The 16,358-nt window shown below is 36.1% G+C and carries 12 protein-coding genes; 9 read left to right on the top strand and 3 right to left on the bottom strand.

Annotation, left to right across the window (positions count from 1 at the left end):
- Nucleotides 1–139 precede the first annotated feature (139 nt).
- The 7 genes from yfmF (at nucleotide 140) to rny (ending at nucleotide 8,689) form a co-directional block, all read left to right on the top strand.
- Nucleotides 140–1,405 (top strand): EF-P 5-aminopentanol modification-associated protein YfmF, encoded by a 1,266-nt coding sequence (yfmF, locus tag TS1_RS07005; RefSeq protein WP_068709214.1) that lies wholly within the window; start codon nucleotides 140–142, stop codon nucleotides 1,403–1,405.
- Nucleotides 1,398–2,696 (top strand): EF-P 5-aminopentanol modification-associated protein YfmH, encoded by a 1,299-nt coding sequence (gene yfmH, locus TS1_RS07000; RefSeq protein WP_068709212.1) that lies wholly within the window; start codon nucleotides 1,398–1,400, stop codon nucleotides 2,694–2,696. The genes yfmF and yfmH overlap by 8 nt, the downstream gene beginning before the upstream one ends.
- A 96-nt stretch (nucleotides 2,697–2,792) precedes the next feature.
- On the top strand, nucleotides 2,793–3,659 hold the full coding sequence (locus TS1_RS06995) for a helix-turn-helix domain-containing protein (RefSeq protein WP_068709210.1): 867 nt from the start codon (nucleotides 2,793–2,795) through the stop codon (nucleotides 3,657–3,659).
- A gap of 68 nt (nucleotides 3,660–3,727) precedes the next feature.
- A complete protein-coding gene (gene pgsA / locus TS1_RS06990; RefSeq protein ID WP_068709208.1) occupies nucleotides 3,728–4,309 on the top strand; it encodes a CDP-diacylglycerol--glycerol-3-phosphate 3-phosphatidyltransferase in 582 nt (193 codons plus the stop codon).
- A 153-nt stretch (nucleotides 4,310–4,462) separates the two neighbouring features.
- On the top strand, nucleotides 4,463–5,704 hold the full coding sequence (locus TS1_RS06985) for a competence/damage-inducible protein A (protein WP_068709206.1): 1,242 nt from the start codon (nucleotides 4,463–4,465) through the stop codon (nucleotides 5,702–5,704).
- A gap of 114 nt (nucleotides 5,705–5,818) precedes the next feature.
- On the top strand, nucleotides 5,819–6,859 hold the full coding sequence (gene recA / locus TS1_RS06980) for a recombinase RecA (protein ID WP_068709204.1): 1,041 nt from the start codon (nucleotides 5,819–5,821) through the stop codon (nucleotides 6,857–6,859).
- A gap of 273 nt (nucleotides 6,860–7,132) precedes the next feature.
- Complete coding sequence (gene rny, locus TS1_RS06975; protein WP_068709199.1) at nucleotides 7,133–8,689, top strand: ribonuclease Y; 1,557 nt, start codon at nucleotides 7,133–7,135, stop codon at nucleotides 8,687–8,689.
- Between the two features lie 52 nt (nucleotides 8,690–8,741).
- Here rny and treR read toward each other — a convergent pair whose 3' ends face one another.
- The 3 genes from treR to TS1_RS06960 are packed head-to-tail and all read right to left on the bottom strand — an operon-like array spanning nucleotide 8,742 to nucleotide 12,815.
- Nucleotides 8,742–9,458, bottom strand: coding sequence for a trehalose operon repressor (gene treR / locus TS1_RS06970; RefSeq protein ID WP_068709197.1), 717 nt, complete (start codon nucleotides 9,456–9,458; stop codon nucleotides 8,742–8,744).
- A 58-nt stretch (nucleotides 9,459–9,516) separates the two neighbouring features.
- A complete protein-coding gene (pgmB, locus tag TS1_RS06965) occupies nucleotides 9,517–10,167 on the bottom strand; it encodes a beta-phosphoglucomutase (protein ID WP_068709195.1) in 651 nt (216 codons plus the stop codon).
- Complete coding sequence (locus TS1_RS06960; RefSeq protein WP_068709193.1) at nucleotides 10,164–12,815, bottom strand: glycoside hydrolase family 65 protein; 2,652 nt, start codon at nucleotides 12,813–12,815, stop codon at nucleotides 10,164–10,166. The genes pgmB and TS1_RS06960 overlap by 4 nt, the downstream gene beginning before the upstream one ends.
- 288 nt (nucleotides 12,816–13,103) lie before the next feature.
- On the opposite strand from TS1_RS06960, the gene treP reads away from it, so the two are divergent.
- Nucleotides 13,104–15,101, top strand: a complete 1,998-nt coding sequence (gene treP, locus TS1_RS06955; RefSeq protein ID WP_068709191.1) for a PTS system trehalose-specific EIIBC component — start codon at nucleotides 13,104–13,106, stop codon at nucleotides 15,099–15,101.
- A gap of 218 nt (nucleotides 15,102–15,319) precedes the next feature.
- Entirely contained in the window at nucleotides 15,320–16,171 is an 852-nt protein-coding gene (ispE, locus tag TS1_RS06950) for a 4-(cytidine 5'-diphospho)-2-C-methyl-D-erythritol kinase (protein WP_068709189.1), read from the top strand.
- Nucleotides 16,172–16,358 lie beyond the last annotated feature (187 nt).

Here is a 16,358-nt window from a genome sequence, read left to right as displayed (position 1 = left end):
AAATTTTGGTTTTTTTTAGAGTACAAAAATAGTGAGATTTTTAATAAATTGTTTCTTTCTTTTCTAAAGGTTGAATATGTTATAATAATTTTTAAACACAACGTAGATTATTCATAAACGAATTTAAGGAGGGCGGAAAATGACTACTTCACTGCAGTCAGGCGTAAATTTAACATTTATTCCCACAGAGAAATTTAAAACCACACGTTTATTTTTTCGTTTTTCGACGAAACATTGTAAAAAAGATGCTGCCAAACGAGCCTTGCTGGCAAATTTATTGGAAACCAACAGTTTGAATTATCCGACTCAAACAAAGATCAGTGAGAAGCTTGCTGATCTTTATGGTGCCAGCTTTGGTTTAAATGTGGCAAAAAAAGGAAATATTCACCAGGTAAATTTAATGCTAAATCTGGTAAATGGGAAATATATAAACGAGCCCAACATTTTTGAAGAAGGTGTTCAATTTATTAAAGAGGTTTTGTTTCATCCAAATATCAAAGAGGGAGCCTTTGATCAAGATACTTTTCAACGAGAAAAAGAAAATATGATAGACTATCTAGATAGTCTAAAAGAAGATAAACAGACCTTGGCTGCTTTATGCTTACAAGAGCTATACTTTGAAGATGTTGACCAAAAAACACCTAGTTTTGGCTCAAAAGAAGATGTAAAGGCTTTGAATGCTTATGACTTAGTACAGACGTATGAAGAGATGATATCACAAGATCAAATTGATATTTTTGTAGTGGGTAATATTGATAAAAAGGAGACTAAAAGGGTAATTGCTAGCTTGCCTTTTGGGCCTCGCTCCTCCTTTGACTCGGAGCTTTTTTATCGACAAAAACTAAAGCCAGAAGTACAAACAAAAACATTATATGAGCCTGTGATCCAGACGAAGTTGAATTTAGCTTATCAGACTTCTATTTACTATGATGATCCGCAGCGCTTTTCTTTATTGGTGTTTAATGGGCTATTTGGTGGTTTTCCTCATTCAAAATTATTTATAAATGTACGTGAAAAAGCTAGCTTAGCTTATTATGCTTCTAGTGCGTTTGATTCTTTTCGTGGACTAGTTACAGTACAAACAGGGATTGATAGTAAGGATCGTACACAGGTTATTTCATTGGTTGAAAAGCAACTAGAGAGTTTGGAAAAAGGCGACTTTACTGAAAATGAATTTCAGCAAACCAAGGTTATGCTAAAAAATCAGTTTCTACTTTCATTAGATAGTTCTCGCGGACTTATTGAAACGGCTTATTTAAAGCAATGGTTTTCTAATTTGGTACAAGATGAAAAAGAATTTGAAAAGAAGATTATGTCAGTAACTAGAGAAGACGTTAAAAAAGTTGCCAACGATCTTCAATTACAAGCAATTTTTACAATAGATAAGGAGAAGGCTCATGAATAGGAAAGTTTATCCTGATCTTAATGAAGTATTATATACAGAGGTTCTTGCTAATGGATTGACTGTGTTTATTTTGCCAAAAAGAGATTTTCATAAAACTTATGGGCTTTTTAGTACAAACTATGGTTCCATCGATAATGAATTTGCCCATTCAGGAGAAGGAAGAAAAAAAGTTCCAGATGGTATTGCTCATTTTTTAGAACATAAAATGTTTGAAAAAAAAGAAGGCGACATTTTTCAAGAATTTGGTCGATTAGGTGCCTCAGCTAATGCGTTTACTAGCTTTACTAAAACAAGTTATTTGTTTTCTGCTACAGATCATATAAAAGAAAATGTACTAACCTTACTGGATTTTGTCCAATCTCCTTATTTTACCCCAGAAACCGTTGAAAAAGAAAAAGGAATCATTGCTCAAGAAATTCAGATGTATCAAGATGATCCGGATTGGCGATTGTTTTTTGGCCTTTTGCAGAATCTGTATCCTAAGCATCCGCTTCATATTGATATTGCCGGCACTGTTGATAGTATAGAAAAAATTACTGCTGATGATCTTTATGAGTGTTATCAAACATTTTATCATCCAAGTAATATGATTTTATTTATTGTAGGAAATGTAAAACCTCAAGAAACAATGCGTTGGGTCAAAGAAAATCAAGCTTCTAAAACTTTTGCGGCAACACGTAAGATCAATCGCTATTTTCCTCAAGAGACAGTAGCAGATATGATCCATTATTCGAGTGAAACAATGCCAGTTAGTCGTCCTAAAGCAACGCTTGGCATAAAAGGGCTGCAAGAAAACCTCCCCGAAGGAAATAAAGAACAGCTACGTTTTCGTACTGCAGTAAGTTTATTACTACAATTACTTTTAGGTAATACCAGTGAAAATTACTTACGTTTGTATCAAGAAGGCATTATTGATGATAGTTTTGGATTTGATTTCTCACTTGATCGTAGTTTTTATTTTGCTGATTTTTCGAGTGATACTGGACGACCAGAAGAATTTTTACAAGAAGTTGAGCATATCCTTTTAAACTATGCTAATGAAAAAGAAGTCAACAAAGAAAATTTGGAAAGGTTAAAAAAGAGAATGTTAGGGAAGTATTTCCAATCCCTTAATTCATTAGAATATATTGCCAACCAGTTTACCCAAGAACTTTTTGGAAAGTATACATTATTTGATTTACCAGAAATTATTCGTTCGATTCGTTTACAAGATTGCCTTGATGCAGGCCAGAAATTATTACAAAAAGAAGCCATTGCAAAATTTTGTTTAAAACCAAAAAAAGAAGTTTAAAATTTATTTGAAGGTAGAGAAAATATTTACTTTGCCGGGCTTTTTTGTGGTATTCTAAATCTAGATTGATAAAAAAAGACTGGAGTAGATGTAGGCGTGGGCAATGAAATCATAATTGGCGAAAGATTGCGGCAGGCCCGGTTGAAAAAAAATATCAGTATTGATGAGCTGCAGCAAAAAACAAAAATCCAAAAACGTTACCTCGAAGCGATCGAAAAAGGCGATTTTGAAGCATTACCGGGAGCTTACTATATCCGTACGTTTATTCGACAATATGCACAAGTGGTGGGCGAAAAAGGCGACTTTTTAGTTGATGTATATGACGGAAAAGCCAGTTTCGAGCCAGAGGGAAGACGATCGCAACCTGAAACTGTACAAGGTTCTAGAAAGGCATTACACGAAGAAAAATCTCGTGTAAAAAAAACCAAAGATTATTTACCCGTAGTTTTATTAGGAATTATTGCATTTATGATCGTAGGCGTGATTGCCTATGTAGCGTGGCAAGATCGTCACTCTGATCCAGTAATTGGACAGACGGCTTCTTCGCTAGAAGTAGATGGTTCAGTTACAACAGAACAAGAGTCATCCACTGAACAAAAAAGTACAGAAACAAGTTCTTCAGAAGAAGATCCAATGAAAATAGCTATGGAAGATTCTACACAATCCCAAGCAACAATCAAAGTAACAAATGCTAAAGAACCATTAGAACTGGAAATAACTGGAAAAAATGATCGTGCTTGGGTAGGTGTTTCTGTAAATGGTGACTATACTTTACAAGAAACGCTACAACCTGGTCAAACTGAAAATACAATCATTCCAGAAGGAACAGAAAATTTTGTAGTCACTTTAGGTGCTAGTGCAAACGTTGATGTGAAAGTAAATGATAAAAAAGTTAATTTTGATGACCCTAATTATGAATTGTTACAAAAAAACCTAAATTTTGATGTAACTTATCGGGATTAACTATAAAGGCTAAATAAAAAAGAAAGGAATGTATTATTGATAGAATCAATGATACGGGGGAATATAAAGTGAATTTACCAAATAAACTTACTGTTGTCAGAATGTTAATGATTCCTCTTTTTATCGTGGTGGTTATTGCACCAATAGATTGGGGAGTATTATCGGTAGGTAATACGCAGCTTTCTGTAACAAACTTAGTGGGAGCGGTAATCTTTGCTGTAGCAAGTTTTACCGATTGGCTCGATGGGAAAATCGCACGAAATCGCGGATTGGTGACAAATTTTGGGAAATTTGCCGATCCATTGGCTGATAAAATGCTAGTTATGACTGCTTTTATTTTACTAGTTGAACTAGGCAAAGCACCTGGTTGGGTGGTAGTTATTATTGTGTGTCGAGAATTAGCAATAACAGGTTTACGTTTATTAATTGTCGAGCAAAATGGCAGTGTGATGGCAGCAGCTTGGCCTGGAAAGATAAAGACAGCTACTCAAATGTTTGCTATTATCTTTTTATATATTAATAATATCCCATTTAATTTAGTCTCCTTACCATTAGGACAAATTCTATTATATATTTGCCTATTTTTCACTCTTTACTCAGGAATAGACTACTTTGTCAAAAACGCAGATGTGTTTAAAGGTTCGATGTAGAATTTAGATGGCAATAAAAAATCGGATGGGCAAACTTTGTTGTAATGTTTGCCCATCCGATTTTTCTTTAAACTTACGGCTCGAGAAAAAAATTTGTTTATTTTAAAATAGAAATGGAACTTTTTTGCGTAGTTAATGATAGGAGTGAGGAAAATGAGAGCAGAAATTATAGCAGTAGGAACAGAAATCTTACTAGGACAAATTAACAATACAAATACAACCTTTTTAGCAGAAGAGTTAGCTGGCCTAGGGATTGAGGTTTATTATCAAAGCGTTGTAGGCGATAACCCACAACGCTTAGAAGAAGCATTGCAGTTAGCCGATCAAAGAAGTGACTTGGTAGTGTTATGCGGCGGTTTGGGACCTACAGAAGACGATCTTACAAAACAGGTTACAGCTAAGCATCTGGGACAGGAATTAGTGACTGATAAAAGAGGCTATCAAAATTTATTAGCATTTTTTAAAAAACGAGATCGTCCGATGACGGAAAATAATCGTTTGCAAGCACTCGTTTTTAAGGATGGAGAATCTCTACAAAATAGTACAGGGTTAGCTATTGGTATTTTTTATCAGTCACCAGCAGGTATTTCTTATTTGCTATTGCCAGGCCCACCCAATGAATTAAAACCAATGTTTTTTAATGAAGCAATTCCGTTATTACAACGTCACTTCCATCAAGATGAATATTTAATTTCACGTGTATTACGTTTTTATGGTATTGGAGAATCAGAGCTAGTTACTAAGCTTACAGATTTGATTAACGGACAGACAAATCCAACGCTTGCCTCTTATGCTAAACCGAATGAAGTTACACTACGTTTGACAGTTAGTACAATAGACAAAAGTCAAGGCGAACAAAAGTTAGATCAATTGGAAAAGGAAATTTTGACAAGAGTTGGAGATTATTTTTATGGTTACGGAGAAAATAACTCTTTAGCACAGGTCGTAGTTGACTTATTGAAAAAAAATCAACAAACAGTAAGTGCGGCTGAAAGTTTGACCGCTGGTAGCTTTCAAGCTACATTAGGAAGTATCTCTGGCGTTTCCGAAGTTTATCCTGGTGGCTTTGTGACGTATTCGAAAAAAACGAAAGAACAATTTCTTGAACTTGATTCCGAAATGTTAAAAAAATATGGAACCGTCAGCAAAGAATGTGCAGAAGAAATGGCGCTTCAAACGAAAAAATTAGCGCACAGTGATTTTGCCCTTTCTTTTACCGGTGTAGCAGGTCCCGATTCGTTAGAGGGACAAAGCGCAGGGACTGTGTGGATCGGATTAGCCTCTAAGGAGGGCGTACAAAGCTATTTATACCATTTTGCTCATGACCGCGACTACGTTCGTAATAGCGCAGTGATGGCAGGATTAAATTTACTACGAAAAAAATTAACAAAATAAATGCGAATATTTGTTCGCTTTTTGCTTGCTTTTTTTATAAAAAAAAGCTATGATAGGGATACAATTAAATGAGTAAATGACTAGTTTTTAACAATATAAGGAGGTTTATCTTAATTGGCAGATGACCGTAAAGCAGCATTGGATACTGCATTAAAAAAAATTGAAAAGAATTTCGGTAAAGGCGCTATAATGAAATTAGGAGAAAAGGCGGATCAACGAATTTCAACTATCCCTAGTGGTTCTCTTGCACTAGACGTTGCATTGGGGGTTGGTGGTTACCCGCGCGGCCGTATTGTAGAAGTATATGGGCCAGAAAGTTCGGGTAAAACAACTGTTGCTCTTCATGCTGTAGCTGAGGTACAAAAACAAGGCGGAACTGCTGCTTTTATTGATGCAGAAAACGCACTAGACCCGCAATATGCAGAACATTTGGGTGTTAACATCGATGAATTGTTGTTATCACAACCTGATACTGGGGAACAAGGTCTGGAAATTGCTGATGCATTAGTTTCAAGTGGTGCCGTAGATATTGTAGTAGTTGATTCAGTAGCAGCGCTAGTGCCAAGAGCTGAAATTGACGGTGAAATGGGAGATGCCCATGTTGGCTTACAAGCGCGTTTGATGTCACAAGCGCTACGTAAATTATCTGGTTCGATTAATAAAACCAAAACGATTGCTTTGTTTATTAATCAAATCAGAGAAAAAGTAGGAGTTATGTTTGGAAGCCCTGAGACAACTCCTGGGGGACGCGCTTTGAAATTTTATTCTACAGTTCGCTTAGAAGTTCGGCGTGCTGAACAATTGAAATCCGGAACCGATATCATTGGTAACCGTACGAAGCTTAAGGTGGTAAAAAATAAAGTAGCTCCACCATTTAAGATAGCAGAAGTAGATATTATGTATGGAGAAGGTATTTCACAAGTTGGGGAATTATTAGATATGGCCGTGGAAAAAGACATTATTAATAAAAGCGGTGCTTGGTATTCTTATAAGGAAGAACGAATTGGCCAAGGACGTGAGAATGCTAAAAAATATATGAAGGAACGTCCAGAAATGGTCGCTGAAATATCAACACTTGTACGGACTGCTTTTGGTATAGGAGTAGAAGATGGTTCAGAAACAGAGGAAGGACAAGAAGAACTTCCTTTAGAATAAAATTCATAGGAAAAGGAACAATACTACGCTTTTTATGGTCATTGCTATTTACCATAAAGGGCGTTTTTTTATTTTTATAAAAAACCATCAGTTGCCTAATTAGTAAACATCTCTTATTTTTTAAGTTGACACTCCTTCTTACAAACATTAAAATTAAACTGTGTGTATTGCACACATATGCAAGTAGGCATATTGGTAATTTTATTTGTCAGTACGTTTATCAAGAAACTACAAAATATGAAAATAAAAAGATAGTATGGAGGTGAATTACCAATGGGACTTAATATTCTCCTCGCTATCATCGGTTTAATTGTCGGGCTTTTATGCGGAGTTTTTTATACAAAATCTCGTCATCAAAAAGAGATAGATGTTGCTAATCGAAGCGCTGACAGCATTTTGTCTAGCGCAAAAAAAGAAGCAGAGACTCTGAAAAAAGAAGCGTTGTTAGAAGCTAAGGAAGAAAATCAGCAATACCGGTCAGAAATTGAAAGTGAGTTGAAAGAAAACAAACGTGAACTAAAATCGCAAGAAAATCGCTTACTGCAAAGAGAACAATTACTTGATCGAAAAGATGATTCTTTGGAGAAACGTGAACAATCATTGACAGATAAAGAAAACAATGTCAGTGATAAACAACAATTAATTGACGAGCGAGAAAAAGAGATCGAAGCACTTATTCAAAAGCAACAAAATGAATTAGAAAGAGTTGCTGCGTTGTCAAAAGAAGACGCAAAAGAAATGATCATGAAGTCAACAAAAGAAGAATTGGATCATGAATTAACTGTAATGGTTAAAGAATCAGAACAACGTGCTAAGGATGAAGCGGATCGCAAAGCAAAAGATATTTTATCTTTGGCTATCCAAAGCTGCGCAGCAGATCAAGTTTCTGAAACAACTGTTTCTGTGGTTACTTTGCCAAATGACGAAATGAAAGGTCGAATTATTGGGCGGGAAGGCCGTAATATTCGCACACTTGAAACGTTGACAGGCATTGATTTGATTATTGATGATACGCCAGAAGCAGTGGTGTTGTCAGGCTTTGATCCGATTCGACGTGAAACGGCGCGTATGGCATTAGAGAAATTGATCCAAGATGGACGTATTCATCCTGCTCGTATTGAAGAAATGGTCGAAAAGGCACGTAAAGAAATGGATGGACGTATTCGTGAATATGGTGAACAAGCGGCTTTTGACCTTGGGGTACATAGTTTACATCCAGACTTGATCAAGATTCTAGGTAGAATGCATTTTAGAACAAGTTACGGGCAAAACGTGTTGAATCATTCCATCGAAGTTGCAAAATTAACTGGAGTTTTAGCTGCTGAATTAGGCGAAGACATTCCACTAGCCAAACGTGCGGGTCTTTTGCACGATATAGGAAAAGCATTAGACCATGAAGTTGAGGGTTCACATGTACAAATAGGAGCTGAATTAGCTGCTAAGTATAATGAAGATCCTGTTGTGGTTAATGCCATTGCTTCGCACCATGGCGACACAGAAGCGACTTCTGTGATTTCTGTTTTAGTAGCAGCAGCAGATGCGCTATCTGCGGCTAGACCTGGTGCACGAAGTGAGTCGTTAGAAAACTATATACGTCGTTTGGAAAATCTGGAAAATATTTCCAATAGTTTTGAAGGTGTTTCTTACAGTTTTGCAGTACAAGCTGGTCGCGAAGTGCGTGTCATGGTTAAACCAGAAGAAATTTCTGATATGGATGCGATCCGTTTAGTACGTGATATACGTAAGAGAATTGAAGAAGAACTCAATTATCCAGGAAATATCAAAGTTACTGTTATAAGAGAAACACGAGCAACTGAATATGCGAAATAAAAGTAAAAAACAAAGAAACATTCTTTTAAAAAGAATTGTTTCTTTGTTTTTTTTATACCCTTCTTCTTCTAGCAAAATCAACAAAACGAAATTTATCTAAACGATGAATAGATTCAGTATATTCAAAACAACGAGTATCTTCGAGATAAACTAAGCTTCTGACAGTGACAACATGTCGGTCTTCTAAGTGTAGATCCATCAAATCTTGCAGTTCTTTATTCACTGGGTCAGCAGCTATTTCTTTTTGTGCATAAGCGATTTTTAAGCCCAATTCGTTTTCAAAAAAATCATAAATCGAATCTTGCGCTTTATCTTTAGGTAAATACGTGACAATATCAGCAAGGAGATAATCTTTGTCTAAAATAACCACCTCACCATTTATCCTACGTTGTCGTACTAATTTCCACGCTTCTTTAGCTACTGGCCAGCCAGTAATTTCGTGCAATTTAACCGAAACAGCGATCTTTCGCAGTTCTACCACTGTTGTTTGGCTTTCAATATGTTGAGTTGTTTGCAATTCTTTAAAACTTGTTAAGCCAGATATTGGAAAATCCAAACGATTAATATCTAAAACGATTGAACCTTTTCCTTGTTTTTTTTGAATATAACCTGCATCTCGTAGTAAGTTTAGTGCTTTTCGAACAGTTTCTCTGGATACATCATATAGTTTAATCAATTGATTTTCACTTGGAAGCAGAGAATGTGGGGGATATTCTTCTGATAGTATTTTTTGCTCTAGATCTAGAAAAATCTCTTTGAATTTATTCATCGAAGCATTGCCTCCTTTTTTGTTTATTATAGCTATACGAAAAAGGAAAAGCAATTTGCTATTTTTGTAGTAATGAATCAACGCTAAGTTCATCTAGTCTTTTTACGCGTAGGTCTGCTTGGTACAAAGGCTCAGTAGTTTCAACCCCTACCGCAAACATTCCACAAGCCTTTATACCTTCAATGCCAGCTTGTGCGTCTTCAAATCCTACAGCTTCTTCTGGAGTAATATGAATTGCCTGAGCAGCACGGATAAAAATTTCTGGATCAGGTTTGCCCTTTGTTAGGGTAGCCGGATCAACAATTGCATCGAATTCATCAAAAATTTCCAATTTTTTTAAAATAAAGGGAGCATTTTTGGAAGCTGAAGCAACAGCACAAGGAACCTGTTTCTTTTTAGCAGAGTCTAAAAACGTTTTGAATCCTGGCAATAAATCTTGTGGTGTTAAATCCTGCAATAGCTCTACATAATGCTTATTTTTTTCTTCTGCTAGAGTTTCTTTTTGAGCAAGAGAAAAATCTTTTTCTTTTCCGCCATAGACTAGAATTCTTTCTAAAGAATCCATGCGACCTACACCTTTAAGTTGTTCATTGAAGGTTAGATCAATTTCGATGTCTAACATGGCAGCCAAATCTTTCCAAGCGATAAAATGTAGTTTGGCAGTATCAGTAATTACACCGTCTAGGTCAAATACAAATCCTTTTTTCAATGTTTTTCCTCCTCTTGTTTGTAAGTAATAGTCGTCTGTTTGTGGGCAATTAGTTCAATTTTTTTATGATTAATTTCAATATAAGTTGTTTGTGTAGGAGTAATTGCGATTGTTTCATGTGAAACAAAAACCTTAAACTCTATATCACGAATTGTCATAGTAAATTGTATGTTTTCCCAAGCTTGTGGCAAGTTTGGTTCAAAACTAATGATATCTTTTCGAATGTCTAAGCCGGCAAAAGTAGTCAGTGGAATATATAATGTTGCTGCCATTACCCCAGCATGAATCCCTTCGGCGGTTGTTCCCCCTTGAATATCGCGATAATCTGAATATAATGCTTCTTGATATAGCTGCCATGATAATTCTTGGTCGTCTACCATCGCAGCCAGCTGAGCATGTACAACTCTAGATAAGGTGGAACCGTGAGAAGTTCGTGCTAAGTAATAATTAAGGTTTTTTCGTACGTAATCGTCTGGTACCTGATAGTTTAATTCATCTAATATAGCTGCTACTTGCTCTTTGGAAAAATTATAAAATATCATCAGGCTGTCAGCTTGTTTAGCTACCTTGTAATCATCAGCCGATTTTCCTTCAGCGTTTAAAATACGATCCATCCGATAGATATTACCATATTTTTCTTTATAATACTGCCAATCTAAATCTTTTAATTCAAAGTAACCATCAAACTGTGCTATGATTCCTTGTTGATCAATTTCTAAAGATAAGTGGTGCATGATATCTTTCATTTTTTCTAGTATTTGATTATTAACACCAGTTTTTTCTTGGATTGTAGAAAAATCGATGGTAGAAAATTCGTTTTTAATTCGCATGATTTCTTCAAATAACCACACAACCATCATATTTGTGTATGCATTGTTTGTTAAGCCACCTTCTTTAGCTTGAGGATAGCTTTCATGAAATTCATCAGGTCCCATTACATGGTTAATATTATAACGCTTAGTATTTTTATCGTAAACAGCTGCACTTTCCCAAAAGTGTGCAATTTCTAAAAGCATCTCTAACCCATAGTTTTTCATAAAAGAAAAATCATGAGTGTTATGCCAATATAGCCAAATATTGTAGGCAATCGCTAAAGAAATATGACGCTGTAATCGACTGTTGTCTTTTTTCCAAGTTTTATTTATTGGATTTAAGTGTAGTTCTTGTGACTGCTCGGAACCATCTAAACTAGACTGCCAAGGAAACATAGCTCCTTTATATCCAGCTTCTTTGGCCTCTTTTTTTGCCATTTTTAAACGATTATAACGATACATCAACAATTGCTTAACAGTCTTTGGAAAATGAAGGATGTAAAAAGGGAAAATAAACAATTCATCCCAAAAAATATGCCCACGATAGGCTTCTCCATGTAATCCACGGGCAGCAACAGAAGCGTCTAAATCACTGTTTCCCATAGGGGAGGCTGATACTAAAAGGTGATAGGTATGCAAATTCAACAATTTTTGCGACATTAAATCTCCGGTAATTTTAATACCAGCTTTTTTCCATAAATCGGTCCACTGTTCACTAGATTGCTGCAAGCATTCAGTAAAAGTCGGAAACTGTAAACTTCGTAAATTGGTAACAGAAGACTCACTTTCTTTTTTATATTTTTGAACGAACACTGTTTTTTCAAATGTATAAGACACTTGCTCTTCTACATTTAATGGAACTTTTTGGACAATTTTATTGGGCTCTTGTTCAACTGTTAAATCAGACAAAGAACGTTGGGTGCTGCGTAGTTTTGCTTGTTGAGCAATAGTGATATTTGAAGCATTTGTTTGTGCTGTAAGAGATACAATTTCTTTTTCTGCTTCTAGCTCAGTCACTTGTAAATGTTCGTTTGTCAAACTGCGATAACGTTCAACGTTATAATTGTAAACTGTACCATCAGCTTCTGAGACAAAAATTACTTGACCTGTAAAATTAAGTGGAGTAAATGTATAACTTATTGCATATTGATGGACGTTTTTCATACTTGCCACTTTTTTTGCTTCGATTGCAATTTTTTTGCCATCATCTAAGCGAAGCGTAACCCACGAAGAAAGCAAGCCAGTTTGTAAATCAAGTTGGCGTTTCATATATAAAATTTGATTATGTTCGATATCAACACGTTTTCCATCAATAACCAAATACATCTTTTGTAAATTTGGAGCATTGACAAAATCTTCATTATAAATTATTTTGTCGGCAACTTGAGAGCCTACTTTATTATAAAGGCCTGCTAAGTAAAGCGCAGGATAATGACTGTCGCTAATTTCCATCTCGGGGGTCGTACCACGTAATCCGATAAAGCCGTTTCCTATAGTGAGCAAAGATTCTTTAGCGTACTCATTTTTCCCCGGCGTATACCCATAGTAAGTGAGTTGCCAAGGAATTTGTGCTGCTTTTTTTTCAAAATCTTCAGGCTGTCCGCAAACAAAAGGAAGGTTTGTCTCTTCAATCAGCCACTGTGTTAACTCATGAGTCTGTCCATCTTGTTCAAAGAGTATTTCTTTGTCTATTGTGCCTCCTTCAATTGTTTGGTCAACCATACGTTCTTTTAATTGCTTTATTCGCTTTTTCAAAGGTGTTGATAGCTTTTGAATGGTACCGTCTGGCCAATTGACTATCCACTCGTCTCCTGTTTTAACATGAATAAGGTTCATGAATCTGCCTCCTAACTTGTCTATACATGCAAATTAATTATAACGAATAATGTAAGCTATTACAATGATAAAAAGTGAGTTTTTCTTCTTCTTTAAAAGTAGAAAAACTTTTTCACAAAAATAACCTATAAAACAAACAAAAGCTGTATTTCCGGAAAAAAATTTCTTTTAAAAACAAAAGTATTATAAAATAAAAGTCATAAAACGCTTGCAATATAAAAAGACTCAAGGTATGATTAATTTGTAATTATACATGTATATACAATTTTTGCTGAGGAGGAAACCGTTATGGGCAAGTATCAAAACGATGCTGAACGTCTGTTAAAAGAAGTTGGCGGCAAAGAAAATATCAAAGCTGTAACCCATTGTGCAACTAGGATGCGCTTTGTCTTAAATGACCCAGATAAAGCCGATCAAGAAGCAATTGATGACATCCCTAGTGTAAAAGGGATGTTTACAAATGCCGGTCAATTTCAAGTGATTATAGGAAATGATGTAGCTACTTTTTACAATGAATTTAAAGAAATTTCGGGAATAGAGGGCACTTCGCAAGAAGATGTAAAGTCAGTAGCACAGAAGAAACAGAATCCATTACAAAGAGCTGTAGGTGCTTTAGCTGAAATTTTTGCGCCGATTATTCCAGCAATTATTGTTGGGGGTCTAATTTTAGGTTTTCGTAATATTTTAGAAGGAGTAGACTTTGGCGGAGCTACCATTGTTGATCGATCTACTTTTTGGGCTGCGATCAATGATTTTTTGTGGCTACCTGGTGAAGCAATCTTTCAGTTTTTACCCGTAGGTATTACTTGGAGTGTTACTCGTAAAATGGGAACTACGCAAATCCTAGGTATTGTCCTAGGTATTACCTTGGTTTCTCCCCAGTTGCTTAATGCAAACGATGTAGCTTCAACTCCTGCTGCGGATATTCCCCAATGGGATTTTGGTTTTGCTCAAATTGACATGATAGGTTATCAAGGACAAGTGATTCCCGCCATGCTGGCAGGATTTTTACTTGCTTATCTGGAAATCTTTTTCCGTAAGCATATCCCAGAAGCTGTTTCGATGATTTTTGTTCCTCTATTTGCTTTATTGCCTACTATTATTGCTGCTCATGTTGTTTTGGGGCCATTTGGTTGGTGGTTAGGCAACATTATTTCTAATGTGATTTTTGCAGGGTTGTCATCTTCAATCAGTTGGTTGTTTAGTTTTGCCTTTGGATTACTTTATTCACCTCTGGTCATTACCGGTTTACACCACATGTCAAATGCCATTGACTTACAACTGATTGCTTCTGAGATAACTGATCATACGACAAGCTTATGGCCTATGATTGCTTTATCCAATATTGCTCAAGGCTCAGCTGTACTTGCTGTCATTTATTTACACCGTGGGAATAAAAAAGAAGAGCAAGTTTCTATCCCAGCAATGATCTCATGTTACCTAGGTGTTACCGAGCCTGCTATGTTTGGGATTAACTTAAAATTTGTTTATCCCTTTATCGCTGCGATGATAGGCTCGGGATTTGCCGGTCTGTTTAACAACTTTATGGATGTACGTGCAAATTCTATTGGTGTTGGAGGGTTACCAGGAATTTTAGTTATCAATAGCCAAATTGGTGGAGGCTACTTGGCCTTTGCAATTGCCATGGTTATTGCAATTGTTATTCCTTTCCTTTTAACAGTTTTCTTTAGAAAACGGGGAATTTTCAATAAAGAAGATCGTGAAGAACCAGAAGCGGCTATAGCTGCTGACGCTGCAGCTTCAGGTAATATTGACCTTTCCTCTACTGAAGATGAAACCACAACAACTTCTGCAGCTCCACAAGTTACAAAAGAAAAATTATTTGCACCTGTTTCCGGTCAATTAATGCAGATTACTGCAGTGGATGATCCTGTTTTTTCACAAAAAATGATGGGCGATGGTTACGCTGTAAAACCAAGTAGTGATAAAATCTACTCCCCTATTGCTGGGACAATATCTAGTGTCTTTGAAACAAAACATGCGATTGGTATTTTAACTGCTGGCGGAGCAGAGGTACTTGTCCATATGGGGTTAGACACAGTGGAATTAAAAGGAACGCCATTTACGATTAATGTAAAAGAAAATGATCAAGTGACTTTTGATACACAACTTGCTACAATGGACCGTAAGGCTGTGGAAGATGCTGGAAAACAAACCGATGTCTTAACTGTTTTTACAAATGGGGATAAGATTAACTCTCTTTCCATTGAAAATAAGGCTGAGGTGACAGCTCAAGAAGAGATTGGTGAAGTTGAAGTTAACTAAAAGGTAAAAATTATACTTTAAACTAGTGTAAGAGTCAGTGTTTAGACGCTGGTTCTTACACTTTTTGTTTAAATAGCCAAGTAAATTTTTTAGGCTTTGAAGCAGCCCGTATGAAATTTATTTTAGTGAAGTTGCTTTTAAAGCTTTGTCTGAGTCTATACAAGCAAAATTTGCTATGATAAAATACACAACATGACTATTTCGAATGGGTGGAAAACATGGAAATAATTGAAAAAGCACCGGCAAAAATCAATTTAGGTTTAGATGTGCTGTATAAAAGAGAAGACGGCTATCATGAATTAGAAATGGTCATGTCAAGCGTTGACTTGGCTGATCATTTGAGCTTTGAACCTTTGAACAAAAATCAAATCGTTATTGAATCTAATAAGGCTTTCTTGCCAAGTGATCAACGTAATAATGTTTACCAAGCAGCTGCTATCATAAAAGAACGTTATGGCATTGACGAAGGGATTAAAATCACCATCAAAAAAAATATCCCCGTTGCTGCAGGTCTTGGAGGAGGTAGTACTGATTGTGCTGCTACTTTACGTGGTTTAAATCGTTTGTGGGGACTTCATCTTTCTATAGAAGAGATGATTGACATTGGCATGCACGTAGGTACAGATGTCCCTTATTGTTTATATGGTACAACATCTTTTATTGCTGGCAAGGGTGAAATTGTCAAAGTATTAAAACCAATGCCGCCTTGTTGGGTGATTTTAGTTAAACCTCGTTTAAGTGTTTCAACCAGAAAAATCTTTCAACAAGTAGATACAAGGCGTATCACACACCCTGATATGAAAAACCTGGCGGCGGCAATTTTAAGGCAAGATTACTCGGCGATGTTACAATATATGGGAAATAGCTTAGAGGATGTGACCATTACTAAGCATCCAATCATCCAACAAATTAAAACACGTATGGTGAAGTATGGTGCTGATACTGCGTTGATGAGTGGCAGTGGCCCTACGGTATTTGCGTTATGCCAAAAACAAAGTCGTGCCAAGCGGATTGTAAATGGCGTGAAAGGATTTTGCGATGAGGTTTATATGGTACGAACATTGGGATAAAAAATGCTGGGTTAAACCCAGCTTTTTTTATGGGAAGACGAACTTTTTTTCTATTCTTATTTTTCTTGACGAAAAATCAAAGTTTTGGTACATTTAGCTTTGTCAATAAATCGTAACGGATACGTTTTGCAAGCTAGAAATTACCACAATGGACCGTCTAAACGTTTAATGTTGAGAATAGATTTCA

Source organism: Tetragenococcus solitarius NBRC 100494, assembly GCF_001544195.1.
In the GTDB taxonomy this organism is placed as follows: domain Bacteria; phylum Bacillota; class Bacilli; order Lactobacillales; family Enterococcaceae; genus Tetragenococcus; species Tetragenococcus solitarius.
The sequence above is the reverse complement of the archived record's forward strand: the minus strand, read 5'-3'. Positions and strand labels throughout refer to the sequence as shown.

Excerpts from the sequence above, each read along its gene's own strand:
- treP (WP_068709191.1), top strand. The coding sequence starts at position 13,104 with ATGGGCAAGTATCAAAACGATGCTGAACGTCTGTTAAAAGAAGTTGGC.
- yfmF (WP_068709214.1), top strand. The coding sequence starts at position 140 with ATGACTACTTCACTGCAGTCAGGCGTAAATTTAACATTTATTCCCACA.
- ispE (WP_068709189.1), top strand. The coding sequence starts at position 15,320 with ATGGAAATAATTGAAAAAGCACCGGCAAAAATCAATTTAGGTTTAGAT.
- TS1_RS06985 (WP_068709206.1), top strand. The coding sequence starts at position 4,463 with ATGAGAGCAGAAATTATAGCAGTAGGAACAGAAATCTTACTAGGACAA.
- TS1_RS06960 (WP_068709193.1), bottom strand. The coding sequence starts at position 12,815 with ATGAACCTTATTCATGTTAAAACAGGAGACGAGTGGATAGTCAATTGG.
- treR (WP_068709197.1), bottom strand. The coding sequence starts at position 9,458 with ATGAATAAATTCAAAGAGATTTTTCTAGATCTAGAGCAAAAAATACTA.
- yfmH (WP_068709212.1), top strand. The coding sequence starts at position 1,398 with ATGAATAGGAAAGTTTATCCTGATCTTAATGAAGTATTATATACAGAG.
- rny (WP_068709199.1), top strand. The coding sequence starts at position 7,133 with ATGGGACTTAATATTCTCCTCGCTATCATCGGTTTAATTGTCGGGCTT.